Annotated in this window: 14 protein-coding genes; 2 read left to right on the forward strand and 12 right to left on the reverse strand. The window is 63.3% G+C overall.

What is annotated here, in order from left to right:
* Window positions 1-16: 16 nt before the first annotated feature.
* The 5 genes from AWB68_RS14260 to AWB68_RS14280 all read right to left on the reverse strand — a co-directional run bounded on the left by AWB68_RS14260 (window position 17) and on the right by AWB68_RS14280 (window position 4,908).
* Window positions 17-811 carry an ABC transporter permease gene (locus AWB68_RS14260; RefSeq protein ID WP_087645005.1) on the reverse strand — a complete coding sequence of 265 codons (795 nt, stop codon included), beginning with the start codon at window positions 809-811 and terminating at the stop codon, window positions 17-19.
* Entirely contained in the window at window positions 808-1,719 is a 912-nt protein-coding gene (locus AWB68_RS14265) for an ABC transporter permease (RefSeq protein ID WP_087645006.1), read from the reverse strand. The genes AWB68_RS14260 and AWB68_RS14265 overlap by 4 nt, the downstream gene beginning before the upstream one ends.
* Complete coding sequence (locus AWB68_RS14270) at window positions 1,716-3,053, reverse strand: NAD(P)/FAD-dependent oxidoreductase (RefSeq protein WP_087645007.1); 1,338 nt, start codon at window positions 3,051-3,053, stop codon at window positions 1,716-1,718. Before AWB68_RS14270 ends, AWB68_RS14265 begins: the two co-directional genes overlap by 4 nt.
* A 2-nt stretch (window positions 3,054-3,055) precedes the next feature.
* On the reverse strand, window positions 3,056-3,766 hold the full coding sequence (locus AWB68_RS14275; protein WP_087645008.1) for an HAD-IA family hydrolase: 711 nt from the start codon (window positions 3,764-3,766) through the stop codon (window positions 3,056-3,058).
* Between the two features lie 65 nt (window positions 3,767-3,831).
* A complete protein-coding gene (locus AWB68_RS14280) occupies window positions 3,832-4,908 on the reverse strand; it encodes an ABC transporter ATP-binding protein (RefSeq protein WP_087645009.1) in 1,077 nt (358 codons plus the stop codon).
* Between the two features lie 101 nt (window positions 4,909-5,009).
* Between AWB68_RS14280 and AWB68_RS14285 the strand changes: the two genes are divergently transcribed.
* Window positions 5,010-5,981: a LysR family transcriptional regulator gene (locus AWB68_RS14285; protein WP_087645010.1), complete on the forward strand. Its 972-nt coding sequence runs from the start codon at window positions 5,010-5,012 to the stop codon at window positions 5,979-5,981.
* 433 nt (window positions 5,982-6,414) lie between these two features.
* Here the strand turns inward: AWB68_RS14285 and AWB68_RS48200 are convergent, their stop codons facing one another.
* From AWB68_RS48200 to AWB68_RS14315, 7 genes are all read right to left on the reverse strand, one after another.
* Complete coding sequence (locus AWB68_RS48200; protein WP_160110012.1) at window positions 6,415-6,576, reverse strand: hypothetical protein; 162 nt, start codon at window positions 6,574-6,576, stop codon at window positions 6,415-6,417.
* A gap of 30 nt (window positions 6,577-6,606) precedes the next feature.
* Window positions 6,607-8,148, reverse strand: a complete 1,542-nt coding sequence (locus AWB68_RS14290) for a sugar ABC transporter ATP-binding protein (RefSeq protein ID WP_087645011.1) — start codon at window positions 8,146-8,148, stop codon at window positions 6,607-6,609.
* Between the two features lie 61 nt (window positions 8,149-8,209).
* Window positions 8,210-9,160, reverse strand: coding sequence for a sugar-binding protein (locus AWB68_RS14295; RefSeq protein WP_087645012.1), 951 nt, complete (start codon window positions 9,158-9,160; stop codon window positions 8,210-8,212).
* Window positions 9,161-9,194: 34 nt separating this feature from the next.
* Window positions 9,195-10,196, reverse strand: a complete 1,002-nt coding sequence (locus AWB68_RS14300; protein WP_160110013.1) for an ABC transporter permease — start codon at window positions 10,194-10,196, stop codon at window positions 9,195-9,197.
* A gap of 85 nt (window positions 10,197-10,281) precedes the next feature.
* The gene (locus AWB68_RS14305) at window positions 10,282-11,259 is read right to left on the reverse strand and encodes a substrate-binding domain-containing protein (protein ID WP_087645014.1); all 978 of its coding nucleotides are present in this window, start codon (window positions 11,257-11,259) and stop codon (window positions 10,282-10,284) included.
* A gap of 57 nt (window positions 11,260-11,316) precedes the next feature.
* A complete protein-coding gene (locus tag AWB68_RS14310) occupies window positions 11,317-12,351 on the reverse strand; it encodes an ABC transporter permease (protein ID WP_087645015.1) in 1,035 nt (344 codons plus the stop codon).
* Window positions 12,348-13,868: a sugar ABC transporter ATP-binding protein gene (locus tag AWB68_RS14315; RefSeq protein ID WP_087645016.1), complete on the reverse strand. Its 1,521-nt coding sequence runs from the start codon at window positions 13,866-13,868 to the stop codon at window positions 12,348-12,350. The genes AWB68_RS14310 and AWB68_RS14315 overlap by 4 nt, the downstream gene beginning before the upstream one ends.
* 258 nt (window positions 13,869-14,126) lie before the next feature.
* Between AWB68_RS14315 and AWB68_RS14320 the strand changes: the two genes are divergently transcribed.
* Window positions 14,127-15,137 (forward strand): LacI family DNA-binding transcriptional regulator, encoded by a 1,011-nt coding sequence (locus AWB68_RS14320; protein WP_087645017.1) that lies wholly within the window; start codon window positions 14,127-14,129, stop codon window positions 15,135-15,137.
* The last annotated feature ends 195 nt before the right edge of the window (window positions 15,138-15,332 follow it).

Raw genomic sequence — 15,332 nt, forward strand, 5'->3', positions numbered from 1 at the left:
TTCCGTTCGAATGGAATCAGGCGCGCGTCATCGACGAACGCCGGGTCACGACGACGATCATCACCAGACACAGCGTGAGCGCCGTCAACATCGTGCTGATGGCGGCGATGGTCGGATCGATTTCGTCGCGCAACGTGACGAACATGCGACGCGTCAGCGTCTGGTTCGATCCGCCCGAAATGAAGAGCGCGACAACCGTTTCATCGAGCGCCTGAATGAACACGAACACCGCGCCCGAGATGACGCTCGCCTTGATCTGCGGCAGCGTCACGGTCAGGAAACTGCGAAAGCGGTTCATGCCGAGACTGCGCGCGACCATCTCCTGCGTACGGTCGAACGTGCGCAGATCCGCGCCAACCGAAATCAGCACGTACGGCAAGCCGAGCATCGTATCGGCGACGATCAGCCCGCCGAGCGTGTTCACATAACCCGCCTGCGAATACACAAAGAACACGCCGACCGCGACGATGATGATCGGCACCATCAACGGCAACATGAGCAGCGTCCGCAGATAACGCATGATCCAGTGCGTGCCGTGCTGCAATGCGTAGGCTGCGGCGATGCCGAGCGGCGTCGCGATGATTGCGGCGCTGACCGACGCAATCAGCGTCGTGCGTGCGGCGTCGATCCACGCGGGATTATCGAAGAACGAGTGATACCAGCGCAGTGAATACGCGGGCGGCGGGAATGTCATGAAACGCGTGTCGGAGAACGACAGCGGCACGACGATCAGAATCGGCAGCATCAGGAAGACGAGGATCAGCACGACCCCCGCACCAAGAACGACCTTTCCGAACGAGATCTTGTTCATTTCGCGCCCAGCGTCTTTTCAAGTGGAATCACGCGGCTCGCGGCGTAGAAGATCGCGAACACACAGATCAGCAGCACGACGCTCACCGCACTCGCCGCGCCCCAGCTGTTGTAAATCTCGACGTTGCGGCTCACGACCATCGACACCATGATCGACTTGCCGCCGCCCATCAGCTCAGGCGTGATGTAAAAGCCGAGGCACAGAATGAAGACAAGCGTGACGCCCGCGACGACGCCGCTCATCGACAGCGGCAAAAACACGCGCCAGAACACATGCAGCGGAGAGCCGCCAAGACTCGCGCCCGCTTGCGACAGGTTCGACGGAATCTTCTGCATCGCCGAATAGAGCGGCAGCACCATGAACGGCAGCAGGATATGCACCATCGCGATGATCGTGCCGAACTGGTTGTACGCGAGTTGTATGGGATGATCGATCAGGCCGCTCGCCACCAGCGCCTTGTTGACAAGGCCCGTACGTTGCAGCAACACGAGCCACGCGTAAGTCCGCACGAGCACGCTCGTCCAGAACGGCAGAATCACCATGCCGAGAATCAGCGCGCTAAGCTTGGGCGGCAGCGACGCCGCGAAATACGCAACCGGATACCCCAGCAGTAACGTGATCGCCGTCACGATGAAGCTCAGTTTGAACGTCAGCAGAAACGTGTCGAGATACGTGCCGGTGAACATGCGCTGATAGTTCGCGAGTGTGAAGCCGCCGTCGTGCCAGATCGACTGCCACGACAGCCATGCAAGCGGCACCACCAGCAACACGACGATCACGAACAGCGCGGGCGCGAGCAACATCAGCATCGCGCGATCTTCACGCTGCTGATGACGCACCGACGGATCGATTGGGGAAGCTGGCATCAACGTGTGTCCTTCGAGAATCCGTTTGGCTGTCGTCATCATGCACCCACGGCGTCGAGAAACTGATACCACGCAGCTACGAGCCGGACACCCGGCGCGCGCAACGAATGAAACGGTACCGGCCGCAAGCCCTGCTGCGCAAGCAGTGCAAGCTCGGGCGTCTCGCCGAGCGCAAGCGCGGCCGCATGCTGGCCGAGCAGGCTCGCCATCGCGATACCCGCACCGTTATACCCCAGACAAAAGGTCGTTGTGTCGTCACTGCGCCCGATATGCGGCAATGCATTGAAGGTCATGCCGACATAACCCGACCAGCGATACTCGACTCGCACGCCCGCCAGATCGGGAAAGAGCGCGGCCATCGCGCGCTGCAACGCATCGAAGCCGGTGTCCTGACCTTCCTTGCCGAACGCATCGCGGCCGCCAAACAACATGCGTCCATCGACCTTGCGAAACCACTTCATCATGCGGCGCGTTTCCGTATAGCTGCGCCGTTGCACCATCAGTTTCGCATCGAGTTCCGGTGACAGACGCTCGGTCGCAATCATCGCGCTGCGAAACGGCACGAGTTCGCGCTGATACGGCGCGGTCGCGGACGTCAGTCCGGAATACGCATTCGTCGCGACGATCACCTGCTTCGCGCGCACCGTGCCGCCGGGCGCGCGCAACGTCACGCCAGGGCCGGTGCGCGCGCGCGTCATCTCGACGATGGGCGTCGATTCGTAAATCGGCACACGCCGCGCCGTGAGTCCGCGCGCGAGGCCGCGCACATATTCGAGCGGCAAGATCGTGCCCGCGTCCGCGCTCAACACGCCGCCGATAAATCCCGTCGATCCCGTCTCGTGCGTCACTTCTTCACGCGTTTGCACCGTCATCGAAGAATCGCCGAGCGCCGTGCGGACCCAGTCGGCTTCGGCGCGAATCGCGGCGAACGCGCGCTCGGTATGCGCGCAGCGCAGGCTGCCCGTATGCTCGAACTGCGCGCGCTCCAGCTTGAATTCGTCGATGAGCGATTCGACCACGCGCACGCCGTCGTGTGCGAGACGATGCATGCGCTTCGCGGTGTCGAGACCATGCATGCGTTCGATCGTCGGAAAGGACAGCCTGAACTTCGACGACACCACGCCGCCATTGCGGCCGCTTGCGCCCCAACCCACCGGATTCGCGTCGAACACCGCACAATCGACCCCGCGCTTTTGCAACGCATACGCCGCCGCCAGCCCCGAATAACCTGCGCCGATCACCGCCACATCGACGGACAGATCGCGATTGAGCGGCGTGCCTGTGCTGACGGGCGCGTGCGTCACGGGCGCTCTGGCGGCCATCGCCCGCCAGAGCGAATCGGGTTGCGGGCGCAACGGTGTGGTCGGCGCGAGCATGGTCAGGCCGCGCGTGCTTCTGCTTCGACGGCGTCCGCGAGCGCGGCGAGCGTCGCGAATTTGAACGTCGGCGTGGTCACGGCTTCGGGCACAGGCGTCGCGCCGAATCCCTTCAAGCCCTGCCGACGCTCGATCCAGCATGTTGCATACCCTAGCTTCGTCGCAATGCCGATGTCGTGATACTGGCTTTGTGCCGTATGCAGAATCTCGCCGAACTTGAAACCGAATGCCGCCTGACGTCCACGGTTGTAGGCGAAGAATTGCGGATCGGGTTTCGCGACGCCGGTTTCATCGCAGCAGACGGTGTCGTCGAACGGATCGCATAGCGTATGCGCATACGCCGACAATGCGACGCGGTCCGCATTCGTCATCGCCACCAGCCGATAGTGCTTGCGCAGGCGCTTCAGTGCAGCCACCGAGTCTTCGAACGCGGGCCATTCGAGCACGTCGCGCTGAAATGCAGCGGCCGATTGCGCGTCGTCGGGCAAGCCCAGTTCTTTCGCGAGCGCCAGATACACGTTCGCCATTTCTTGGCTCGAACGGCCTGGATAGGCTGCGCGGCCGCGCATGTACGGTTCGAAAATCTGTTCGTCGGTCAGGTCTTTCGCTGCCGCGCCGCCCAAGCGTCGCACGGACGCGAGCACGCCCTTTTCGAAGTTGATCAGCGTGCCGACGACATCGAACGTCAGGACCTTGAAATCGGTGAGCTTCATTGCTTCATCCTTTGCGGTTGCGTGAATCAGAAAGCGAATTGCCCATACTCGGGCGGCGAGTGAAATCAGGCGGGCACGACGATGGTGTCGAGCGGATCGAGCACGACCGTCATGAGCGCCCCCGGTTCGGGAATGCGCTTGCGCGCTTCGTAGTTGCCAGGTTGTCTCAGGCTGATGGCTGTGCCGTCCGCGAGCGTCGCGAACACGCGCAGGCTCTCGCCCTGGTACAACACCTCCGTGACGCGGCACGACAGGCGATTTACATTCGCCTGCGCATCGTTGCCGTCGATCACGAGCTTTTCGGTCTGCACGGCAAGCAGGAGCTTGTCGCCGCGCGGCAGCGGATGCGCCGTGCGCAGCAGGGTTTCGCCGAGCTTGACGGCATCGTCGCCCGCGCGGCTCACGCCGAGCAGCGTCGCTTCGCCGATAAAGCTCGCGACAAACGCATCGCACGGCCGGTCATACAGACGCTCCGGCGTATCGATCTGCACGAGCTTGCCGTTCTTCAACACCGCGACGCGATCGCTCATCGTGAGCGCCTCGCGTTGATCGTGCGTGACATAGACGATCGTCGCGCCCAGCTTGCGATGCAAGCGGCGCAATTCGATCTGCATGGTTTCGCGCAACTGCTTGTCGAGCGCGGAGAGCGGCTCGTCCATCAAAATGAGTTGCGGCTCGAACACCATCGCGCGTGCCAGCGCGACGCGCTGGCGCTGGCCGCCCGACAACTGGCTGATGCCGCGCCCTTCGTAGCCGCTCAATTCGACCATCGCGAGTGCATCGGCGACTTTCTTCGCCCAACCGGCTTTCGGCTCGCGCCGCGCGCGCAGCGGAAAGGCGACGTTCTCGCCAACCGTCATGTGCGGAAAGAGCGCGTAGTTCTGAAACACGATGCCTATGTTGCGCTTGTGTGGCGGCGCAAATGTAATGTCGCGTTCGCCGACCCAGACCGTACCAGAACTCGGCTGAACGAAGCCGCCGAGGATGCCGAGCAGCGTCGTCTTGCCCGACCCCGACGGCCCGAGTAGCGACACGAATTCGCCCGGCAGGATGTCGAGTGAAACGTCGTCCAGCGCGACCACCGGACCGTAGCGCTTCGCTGCCGATCGGATGGAAACTCCCGTTTTCGCTCGTGCGTCCATGACGATTGTCTCGCTGTAAAAAGCCTGCGTTGAAGAAAATATAAGTCGCAATGTTTTTGGCGGCAATTCCCAAATTGTTGGATCAGGCATAACATCAGGTCATGCCAAACCTTCGCAAGAAACTGCCCAGCGCCAACGCGCTGTTCGTGTTCGAGGCGGCCGCACGCTGCGGCAACTTCACGCGCGCCGCACAAGAACTGTATGTCAGCCAGCCCGCTGTGAGCCGCATGCTCGCGCGCATGGAAGACCATATCGGCGTGCGGCTGTTCGAGCGCGTGCGCGGCGGCATCGAGCTGACCGAAAACGGCAAGATCCTGTACCGGAAGATTTCGGAAGGGTTTAGCGGCATCGAGAGTGCGATCCGCGAAATCGAGGCACGCTCGACGGGCGTGGAATCGGTCACGCTGTCGGTGTCGACGGGCTTTACGACGCATTGGCTGATGCCGCGCATGAGCCGTTTGAATCAGGCGTTTCCGTCCGTCGATCTGCGTTTTCAGCTGATTTCCGGGCGCATTGGCGGGCCGCTCGTCGATGTCGATCTGGGCATGCGCTTTCTGCGCGAAGACGATATCGACGAGAACAGCGTGTTGGTCATGCCTGAAACGCTGTTGCCGGTGTGCAATCAGCGTTATCACGAGATGTCGCAAACCGATGCGCATCGCGAACACGGCGACACAGTGATCGTGATGGACGATGAAGAGCGCGGCTGGCACGACCGGTTCGCGGCGTTCGCCGGACACGGGCGGCATGTCGCCGGCATGCTGAGCTTCAACGATTACGCGATCGTCGTACAGGCTGCGCTGCTTGGCCAGGGCATCGCGCTTGGCTGGGTGAATGTGGTGTCGCACTGGCTCGCGCAAGCCGCGCTGATGCCCGCCGAAGCCGAATTGATCACGACAAGCCGCCGCTGCTGTCTCATGTGGCCCGCGAACCGGCCGACGCGGCCCATCGTCACCGAAATATGCGACTGGATAATCGAAGAAATGCGCAACGACCTGCGCATCGTCGATCGCACGTATCCGAACCTTGGTTTGCGCGCGGCGCTGAAGCAGTGTGGTCTCGTATTCGGCTGAACCTTGGGCGGGGCCGATTGCGCCGATTGCACGCGCGCTTTGTAGGCAAGAACTCGGCGTCATGCCGCAAACGCGCTTGAAGTACCGCGCCAGATGACTCTGGTCGAAAAAGGCCAATTTCGCTGCCAGCACCGATCCCGGCATGCCCGTCCGGAATTGAGCCGCGTGCTACCCAGGTAGTTCAATGCGGTCGGAAACGCTTCCACCAGCGAAGCCGGCCCCGTGATATCGACATCGCATCCCAAACCGTCTGAATCTGTGTGTCAGCGCTCCCCACAACCGTCAGAATTGTGCCGCTGGCGATCCTTGCGTTGTTGGCTGCCAGGCCTCGTACAGCGCAGATACGCATCGTACGCAACTCGTCAGCGACATGCGCGTGGAATGATGCGGCGTCCGCATAAATTCAGCGGTGATCTGATGTAACGATTCCACTTCAGGGAACAGTTACGACGTCAACCAGTTTGCGCGCGACCAAGCCCAATGTCTGATCTGCCGCATCCGTAGAAATCACCATGCCGCCACATACTGTGCTCATCGGGAGGTCCCGGCTGCCGAAACCACTATCCGCAACCAACGGCTTGGCATAATCGGCCATTGCGGACGTTCGATGGGGGTTCTTCGGTCGCTACGCGACGAACCCCGTAGGCTTGGCCGCGGGATGCGCCGGATCGGCACGTTCGAGGGCGGCGAGCGACATGATGCGCTCCTCGGAGGCATCATCGAAGCTGATTTCTCCCGCAAGATGGCCCGCTCGCATCACGAGAATGCGATCCGAGATCGTCAGTATTTCGGGCAAGTCGCTCGAGATCACCAGAATCGCGAGGCCGTCATGAGCGAGCTCGCGCATAAGCGCGTAGATTTCCGCCTTCGTTCCGACATCCACGCCCCGTGTCGGCTCATCAACGATCAGCACGCGCGGCTTCGAGGCGAGCCATTTCGCGAGCACTACCTTCTGCTGGTTGCCACCGCTCAGCAGGCCGACGAGTTGCTCGACCGCCGGCGTCTTGATCTGGAAGCGCCCCACGTAGCCTTCGATCATGCGCGACTCGCGCAGCGGCCGAATCACGCTCGCGGTCGAGAGCCGGCCAAGGCCAAGCGCAGCGAGCGACAGGTTGCTGCCGACCGACATCCCGAGCACGAGCCCCTGGTCCTTGCGGTCTTCGGGAACCAGACCGATGCCGAGCTTCATGGCATCGCGAGGCTTCCTGACATTCACGGGCTTGCCTTCCACCGACACGGTTCCGGCCGTCGGCGGCGGCGCGCCGAAGATGCCCATCGCGACCTCGGAGCGGCCGGCCCCAACCAGTCCCGCGAGACCCACGATCTCGCCACGCCGCAATGCGAAGGACACATCGCGGTAGCGTTCGTCGTCGCCCAGGCCCTGCACCGCGAGGACGATCGGCTGGTCGCCATGCTCGGGCCGGATGCGCCGCACTTCGGCAAGGTCGCGCCCCACCATCAGACGCACCACTTCGTCCGGAGAGGTGTCCGTGAGCCGCGCCGTGCGCACGTGCTTGCCGTCGCGCAGCACGGTCACGGCATCGCAATTGTCGAACACTTCGCGCATGCGATGCGAGATATAGAGGATCGTGACGCCTCGCGCACGCAGGTCGTGCACGACCTTGAAGAGCGTCAGCGAGTCGGCCTCGGAAAGACTCGACGTGGGTTCGTCGAGAATCAAGAGACGCGGCTCGTGGATCAATGCCTTGCAGATCTCGATCAGTTGCTGCTGCGCGATCGTCAGGTCGCCGAGACGCGTGTCGGGATCGAGCGTGATGCCAAGCCGTTCCATCGCCGCGCGCGCCTTCGCGATCAGCACGCCGCGATCCACCAGCACGCGGCCCATGCGCGGCTCCGCGCCGAGGAAGATGTTCTCCGCCACCGTCATGTTCGGCGCGAGCATCAACTCCTGGAACACGATCGAAATGCCCCGGCGGGCGGCGTCGCGCGTGCCGGAGAGTTGCAGTTCGTGGCCGTCGAACACCAGTCGGCCGGAGGTCGGCGAATGCGCGCCCGCGATCACCTGCATCAGGGTCGACTTGCCGGCGCCGTTCTCGCCCATGACCGCATGCACGGTCCCCGTCTCGACTTCGAAGGAGACATCCTGCAACGCCTTGACGCCGGGATATATCTTCGAAACATGTTCAACGCTCAAAAGCACGGTCATGGCGGCACTCGTTGCAAGGAAGACGCGGGACGGCCTTATTGAACTCCGTCCCGCGCGGGGGTTACTTGCCGGCCGTGAACTTGTCGACGTTCGACGAATTTACGATGTCCACGCCGGTATCCGTGACCGGTGGCACCTTCTCGCCCTTCAGAATCTTGTTCAACTGGGCGACGGATTCCGAGCCCATTTTCGTCGGCCGCTGACCGATGAGCGTCGTCGCATAGCCGTCTTTCAGGAGCTTGATCTGCGTGGGAAGGGTGTCGAATGAAACGATCACGAACTTGCCGCCCTTGAGGTCCGCCGCCTTGTTCTTCAGCGCGCGCATGTAGGCTTCCGGCGCGAACATCGGCCATCCGCCCGCGAAGAAAATGCCGTCGATATTGGGATTCTTGGCGAGGATGTCCTGGATCAGCTGCACCGCGGTGCTCGAATCGTCATTGCAGGGAAAAGGCGATCCGGATACTTCCTTGAAGTTGCCGCCGAGCTTCGACTTGAAGCCCTTGATGCGATCGTTGAGGTTGGCCGCCGACAGGCCGCCCGTGATCACAGCATAGTTCCCGCCTTTCGGAAGCGCCTTGGCAAATGCCTCGCCGCCGGACTCGCCCCCCGCTTCGTTGTTGGTGCCGATGAAGGCGACACGCTTCGTCTTCGGTGCGTCGGAGTCGAAGGTCACGACCGGGATGTTCTTCGCCATCGCTGCGCTGATGACGCCGCTGATCGAATCCGGATTGTTCGGCGCTATCGCGATGCCCGCGACCTTCTTGGTGATGAGGTCGCGCACGATGCGGCCCTGTTCAGCGTCGTCGAGCTGGGCCGGGCCGGTGAAGAGACACTCCGCGCCGATTTTCGCGGCCTCTTCCTTGCAGCCTTTCTCCGCGTCGGCATAGAACGGTACGCCGAGCGCCTTCGGAACGACGGCGAACACTTTTTTATCGGCGGCCTGTGCGTGGGGAGCCACCCCAAGTCCGAACAGAACAGCGGCGGTCACGGCGCCGAGCAGGATGCGTGTCATTGTTTTCTCCAAAGGGTCGTTATGGGCAGAACACTCAGCGACGTCGCCAGACGCCCTTTCTGAGCTGGTCGATGAATACGGCAAGGACGATCACGGAACCGACGAAGACTCCTTGCCAATAGGCGTCGGTGCCGAGCAGGACGAGACCGTTGCGAAGCACTTCAAGGATCACCGTGCCGATGAACACGCCGATCACGGTGCCCTCGCCGCCGCTAAGCGCGGTGCCGCCGATGACGGCCGCCGCGATCACGCTCAGTTCCTTGCCGAGCCCCTGGTTCGAGATCGCGGACGAGAGATAGCTGACCTCGATGATGCCGGCGAGCCCGGCAAGGACCGAAGACATCACATAGACGCTCATCTTCAGCCGGTCGACGTTGAGGCCGGTGAGCATCGCGGCGCGCTCGTTGCCGCCGACCGCATAGAGCTGGCGGCCGAAGACGCTGCGCTTCAACACGATCGCGGCGATGATCGACAACGCCACGAAGATCAGGAAAGGCACCGGCAGCCCGATAAAATCACCGCCGCCGAGCGCGAAAAAGGCGTCGCCGTCGGGGCGGAACCCGTCGATTGCCTTGCCGCGGGTGATGATGAGCGCGAGCGCGCGCGCGATGCTCATGGTCGCGAGCGTCGGCACGAAGGGCAGCATGCGCAGCTTGGTCACGCAGAAGCCGTTAAAGAGGCCAACGGATGCCGCGATCAGAAGCGTGAGCGCGCAGGCGGGCACGACGCCCATGCCCGCATGCATCATCGCGGCTGATGCGACTGCTGCAAGTCCCCATACGCTGCCCACCGACAGGTCGATCCCGCCGGTGATCATCACCGCGGCCTGGCCGAGCACCACGATCCCGATGAACGCGAGGTTGCGCGCGTCGTTGAGCAGGTTGTCGACGCTCGCGAAGTCGGGCGCAAAGATCGACAGCGCAATGACCATGATCAGAAGCGCACCGATGATGCCCGTCTCCCGCGACCGCAGGAGATTCCCGGCGAATCCGGGCCGGGGTTTCGTGCCCGTAGTTGCCGCAGTGGACTTGCTCATGTTTGTACGCCTTGTGTGCTGGTATTGCTGAGCGTTACCGGAAGCAGACGCTGCCGGCAACGCGCTCTCTTGCAGTCCCGCCGAACTAGAACTTCTCCTTCCCATAGAGTGTTTTCGCGTTGGCCTGATCGATGCGCTGGGTCGGCACGATGACGCTGCGCGGAACCTCGGTCGCACAGTCGATCAGGATTTTCTTGGCCAGTTCGAGCGCCTGAGCGGCGCCCGTCGGATAGGTGAACGTAGCGGCCCACTGACCGTCCGCGACCGCGCGGATACCGCCTGACGGTCCCGGCAGCCCGTCGGTGCCGATAATCTTCACCTGCCCCGTCTTGCCCGCCTGCTTGGCCGCGATGTAAGCACCTGCCGCCGCGAGATCGTTGCTGGTATAGACGAGCTTGATGTCGGGGTGCGCCTGCAGCATCGCCGAGAACACCGTGACGGCCTGGTCCTCCATCCAGTTGACCGGCTGCACGGCGACAAGCTTTATCTTCGGATTGCTGGCGATGCCCGCCTTGAACCCTTCGAGCCGTTCGATCGCGGGCGAAGAACTCGGCAGCCCTTCCAGCACGGCTGCCTCGCCGCCTTCGGGGAGCAGCGTCTTCGCGGCCCATTCGCCTGCTTCCTTCGCGATCGCCCGGTTGTCGCCGCCGACGAAGGCCGTGTAGTTTTCCCCTGTCGTCTTGCGGTCGAGTTCGATCACCGGGACGCCTGCCTTGTAGACCGCCGACACGGACGGCGTGAGCGGCGCCGCCTCGAACGGAGAGATCATCAGCAGGTCGACGCGTTGCGTCATGAAGTTCTCGACTTGCGAGACCTGCGTGTTCACGCTCGCCTGCCCGTCCGCGATGACGAGCTTGAACTTCGGATAGTTCTTCACGAGGCGTTCGAGCTCGTGATTGACGTGCTCGCGGTATGGCTCCTTGAAATTCGCCTGGCTGAAGCCGATCACGTAGTCGTTATTCGGCCCGCACTCTTTCGCTAGCGGCTTGCCGCCCGCCGCCCACGCACCAGAGGCGAGCGCGACGCCGGCAACGAGCAGGGTCGCTTTCGGAAGATTTTTCATTTGCCTGTCTCCTTTTCGTTTTGCATGCGTCGCGCGCCCCGAGTTGCGCGCGAGGGTTCACCGCTTCGCGCCGCCGCGTCCCACGACGTAGGTCTGCAAGGCCGCGGCGATCACGATGATCGCGCCGGTCGCGAGCAGTTGCATCGCGGCGCTGACGTCGTTGAGTTGCAGGATGTTGGCGAGTGCGCCGAGCATGACCGCGCCCGCAATGGTGCCCACCATCGAACCGGCGCCGCCGAACAGGTCCGTGCCGCCGATCACGACCGCGGCGATCGCGTTGAGCTCGTAGCCGGTGCCGTCGTTGGGGCTGCCGAACGAGAACTGCCCCGCGTGAACGATGCCTGCGATCGCGGAGGCGAACCCCGTCAGCGCGTAGACCGAGATCTTGATCGCGTTGACCGGAATGCCGGACAGCCGCGCCGCCTTCTCGTTGCCGCCGACGGCGACCACGTAGCGTCCGTAGCGCGTGTTGTTGAGGAGGAATGCGGCAGCGACCGCGAGCACGACGAAGACGAGCGTCGCGACGGGAAAAACGCCGCCGATCCGCTCGCCGAGCACGCCGAACGCCGGTGGCGCGCTGCCAGGCCCGGTGCCGTAGTTGATGTTGATGAACGCATTGTTCGACGCAATCAGCGACAAGCCTCGCGCCGCCTGAAGCCCGGCCAGCGTGACGATGAAGGCCTGGATGCGCAGGCGGGCCGAGATCAGTCCCTGGACCGCGCCGAAGATCACGCCGGTCGCGATGACGAGGGACAAGGTGCTCCACAGTCCCCATCCTTCGTTGACCAGCAGCGTCGCGGTCAGCACCGAGCAAAGGCCCAGCACGGCGCCGACCGACAGATCGATACCGGCCGCGATGATGACGAAGGTCATGCCGAGCGCGAGGATGCCGGTTTCGGAGATCGAGCGGATGATGTTGGCGACGTTGTCGGCGCCGAGAAAAAGGATGTGTCCATGCCGGCGCGGCGAAAAGACGATGCCCGCCACGACCACCAGAATGAGCCCAAGCAGGCTCTGGAAACGCACCAGCCAGGCGAGCAGGCTGCGCGGACTTTCGACGGCCTTGGCGGTGGAAGTCGGCGTCGTGCTCATGCGGCGATCCCCTCGCCTTCGCTGATGCGCCGCACGGCTTCCTCGGCCGGATTCGGGCCGAATTCGTGGATCGTGCATCCGGCGTGCATCACGACGATCCGGTCGCACAGTCCGATGAGCTCGGGCAGTTCAGAGGACGCGACGAGCACACCCAGGCCGTCTTTCGCGAGGCCGCGCAGACGCCGGTAAATCTCAGCCTTGGCACCGACGTCCACGCCGCGCGTCGGTTCGTCGAGCAGAAGCAGGCCGGGGTCGTTCATGAGTTCCTTCGCAAAGACGACCTTCTGCTGGTTGCCGCCCGACAGGTTCACGACCTTGGCGCCGGGGAGCCGCGGGCGCACGTCGTAGTCGTTCAGTGCGCGCGTCACGTGGCGCTTCTCGAGTGCGCGCGACACGAGACCGAATGGCGTGACGCGCTTGAGCGTCGACATGAGGACGTTCTGCCCGACCGTGTGATTGAGGATGAGACCGGTGCCGCGCCGGTCGTCGGTAACGTAGGCGATTCCCGCGCGCCGCGCCGCCGCAATGTCGCCCAGGACCGTCGGCTTGCCGCGCACTTCGACGAGGCCGCGCCAGCGTCCGCTCGTGCCGAAGCCGTACAGGGTCGAGAGCAGTTCCGTGCGCCCAACGCCCATCAGGCCGGCGAGGCCGACGATCTCGCCTTCGTGCACCGTCAGCGTGACGTCGCGCGGGGCCTGCCAGCCGACGCGCGCGATGTCGGGATCGAATGCGGCGTGTTCAAGCCGCAGGATCGGCGCGCCGATGTTCTCGGCGCGCGGCGGAAAGAGGTCGGAAAACGGACGCCCGACGAGCAACTGGACGAGCGTGGCCTGCGGCGCGTCGGGGGCCGTGGTCCCGACGACGGCGCCGTCGCGCATCACGGTCACCCGGTGCGCGATGCGCGTGACTTCTTCGAGCCGGTGCGAGATGTAGACGATCCCCACACCGCGCCCGGAAAGCTCCTTCACGACCGTGAAGAGATGATCCGCCTCGACGGCCGAGAGCGCCGCGGTGGGCTCATCCATGATCAGGATGCGCGCCCTGGCCGACAACGCCTTGGCGATCGCGACGAGCTGACGCTCGCCCATGCGAAGACTCGCGACCGACAGACTCGCATCGAGCGAGACGCCCGCGCGCGCCAGCAGGTCCTGCGCATGGCGCCGCATGTCGGCGGCCGCGAGCACGCCTTTGCTGGTGATCTCGTTGCCGAGGAACAGATTGCCCGCGATATCGAGGCCCGGCACGAGGTCGAGTTCCTGCGGGATCATCACGATGCCCGCGGCGTGGGCCTCTCGAGGGCTCGCGAAACTCACGGGACGACCATCGAGCGTGATGGTCCCTGCGTCGGGCAGGACGGCGCCCGACAACACCCCCATCAGCGTCGATTTGCCCGCACCGTTTTCGCCGAGCAGGACATGCACCTCGCCCGCCGCGAGATCGAAGTCGACGCCCCTCAGCGCATGGACACCGCCAAAGCGCTTCTGGATGCCGCGCAGTTCCAGCAGCAGCGCAGTCATAGCGCGACTGACCTAGCCCGCCGGGTGTGCGCTTCCATGTCTTCTCCCGTATCAATGGGGATTCGTGTTCTTATCTGCCGCGAGTGAAGCTTAGGCACAGGCAAGCGCTTGCGCAAGCGCTTGCCTTGGGTCGTTTACCCTCATATGCTGAAAGCGTCGAGGTTGGCAATGCGCACGCATGTAGTCATTCAAAACTGCTTACCAAAGGATTACAAATGTGTTCCAGTTACGCGTACTTCAGACCGTGGCGGGGACGCAGTGGCAACTATCGCTGATGTCGCGCGGCTCGCCGGGGTCGCGACCTCAACCGTTTCCCACGTCCTCAACCGGACACGGTTCGTCAGCGTCGACACGACCCGAGCGGTCCACGACGCCGTTCGCGCGCTTGGTTATACACCCAACACGGTGGCGCGAGCCTTGGCGCGATCGACCACCAGTACGATCGGCCTTGCCATTTCGTCCACGAGAAATCGGTACTTTTCCGACGTCATCAACGCCATCGAGGAGGAATGCGCAAAGCTCGGAATGATGGTGCTGCTCGCGAACACGCAGGACGACCCCAAACGGGAACTCGAGATCGTGGCTGCGCTTCACAAGCGGCGGGTCGACGGGATCATCATCGCGCCATCTTGCGGTTGCAACAACAGCGCACTGACTTACCTGTGCGAACAACGTATCCCGTCGGTCATGGTCGACCGGCTCCCCGATGTCGACCTCGACGGCGTCGGAGTCGAGAACTGGCGGTCTCTCGCGACGATGGTGACCCACCTGATCGATCATGGACACGAGCGGATCGGCTTCCTCGCAGGTCAAGCCAACTTCACGACCGCGCTGGAGCGCGCAGAAGGGTTTCGCGACGGATTGCGCAGCCGCGGGCTTGCGGTCCACGAAGAACGGATTTCCATGGGCCACACCGACCTTGCCACCGCCACCGATGCCGCGGCGCATCTGCTCACATCGGCCAACCCTGTGACCGCGTTGATCGGCGGCAATAACCTCACGACAATCGGCATCATGCTCGCGGCACGCCGATGTGGCATGCACGTGTCGGCGGATGTCGCCGTAGCGGGCTTCGACGATTTCGATTGGGCCGACGCGTTCGAGCCGCGCCTGACTGCCATGGTTCAGCCGTGCCACGCGATAGGCTCCACGGCGGCGGCCTTACTCAATAGCCGAATGGATGGCACAACAGGAAAACCGGTGATAATTCGGCTGGATCCCACCTTCACAATACGCAATTCCTGCGGTTGCGAGGCAGCCTCCCAATAAGATCGGTTCTGTCGCAGCTGCCGGCGGACCATGACAATTAGGTATAGCGTTCGGCTTGGAAGGTCGCTGCCGACGACTGCGGTTCAAAATCGACCGTGGACTCGCACCGTCGACCCTTCGAGGAGCAGCGCGGAGTGACAAGGACCTCTCGAACCATGTCGAAGGAAAATAGGTTGGGAGGCCGCGCTCAGGGCG

It is taken from the genome of Caballeronia choica, from assembly GCF_001544535.1.
Classification (GTDB): domain Bacteria; phylum Pseudomonadota; class Gammaproteobacteria; order Burkholderiales; family Burkholderiaceae; genus Caballeronia; species Caballeronia choica.

Coding starts and splice junctions, on each gene's coding strand:
- AWB68_RS14260 (WP_087645005.1), bottom strand. CDS start 811: ATGAACAAGATCTCGTTCGGAAAGGTCGTTCTTGGTGCGGGGGTCGTG.
- AWB68_RS14265 (WP_087645006.1), bottom strand. CDS start 1,719: ATGATGACGACAGCCAAACGGATTCTCGAAGGACACACGTTGATGCCA.
- AWB68_RS14270 (WP_087645007.1), bottom strand. CDS start 3,053: ATGCTCGCGCCGACCACACCGTTGCGCCCGCAACCCGATTCGCTCTGG.
- AWB68_RS14275 (WP_087645008.1), bottom strand. CDS start 3,766: ATGAAGCTCACCGATTTCAAGGTCCTGACGTTCGATGTCGTCGGCACG.
- AWB68_RS14280 (WP_087645009.1), bottom strand. CDS start 4,908: ATGGACGCACGAGCGAAAACGGGAGTTTCCATCCGATCGGCAGCGAAG.
- AWB68_RS14285 (WP_087645010.1), top strand. CDS start 5,010: ATGCCAAACCTTCGCAAGAAACTGCCCAGCGCCAACGCGCTGTTCGTG.
- AWB68_RS48200 (WP_160110012.1), bottom strand. CDS start 6,576: ATGGCCGATTATGCCAAGCCGTTGGTTGCGGATAGTGGTTTCGGCAGC.
- AWB68_RS14290 (WP_087645011.1), bottom strand. CDS start 8,148: ATGACCGTGCTTTTGAGCGTTGAACATGTTTCGAAGATATATCCCGGC.
- AWB68_RS14295 (WP_087645012.1), bottom strand. CDS start 9,160: ATGACACGCATCCTGCTCGGCGCCGTGACCGCCGCTGTTCTGTTCGGA.
- AWB68_RS14300 (WP_160110013.1), bottom strand. CDS start 10,196: ATGAGCAAGTCCACTGCGGCAACTACGGGCACGAAACCCCGGCCCGGA.
- AWB68_RS14305 (WP_087645014.1), bottom strand. CDS start 11,259: ATGAAAAATCTTCCGAAAGCGACCCTGCTCGTTGCCGGCGTCGCGCTC.
- AWB68_RS14310 (WP_087645015.1), bottom strand. CDS start 12,351: ATGAGCACGACGCCGACTTCCACCGCCAAGGCCGTCGAAAGTCCGCGC.
- AWB68_RS14315 (WP_087645016.1), bottom strand. CDS start 13,868: ATGACTGCGCTGCTGCTGGAACTGCGCGGCATCCAGAAGCGCTTTGGC.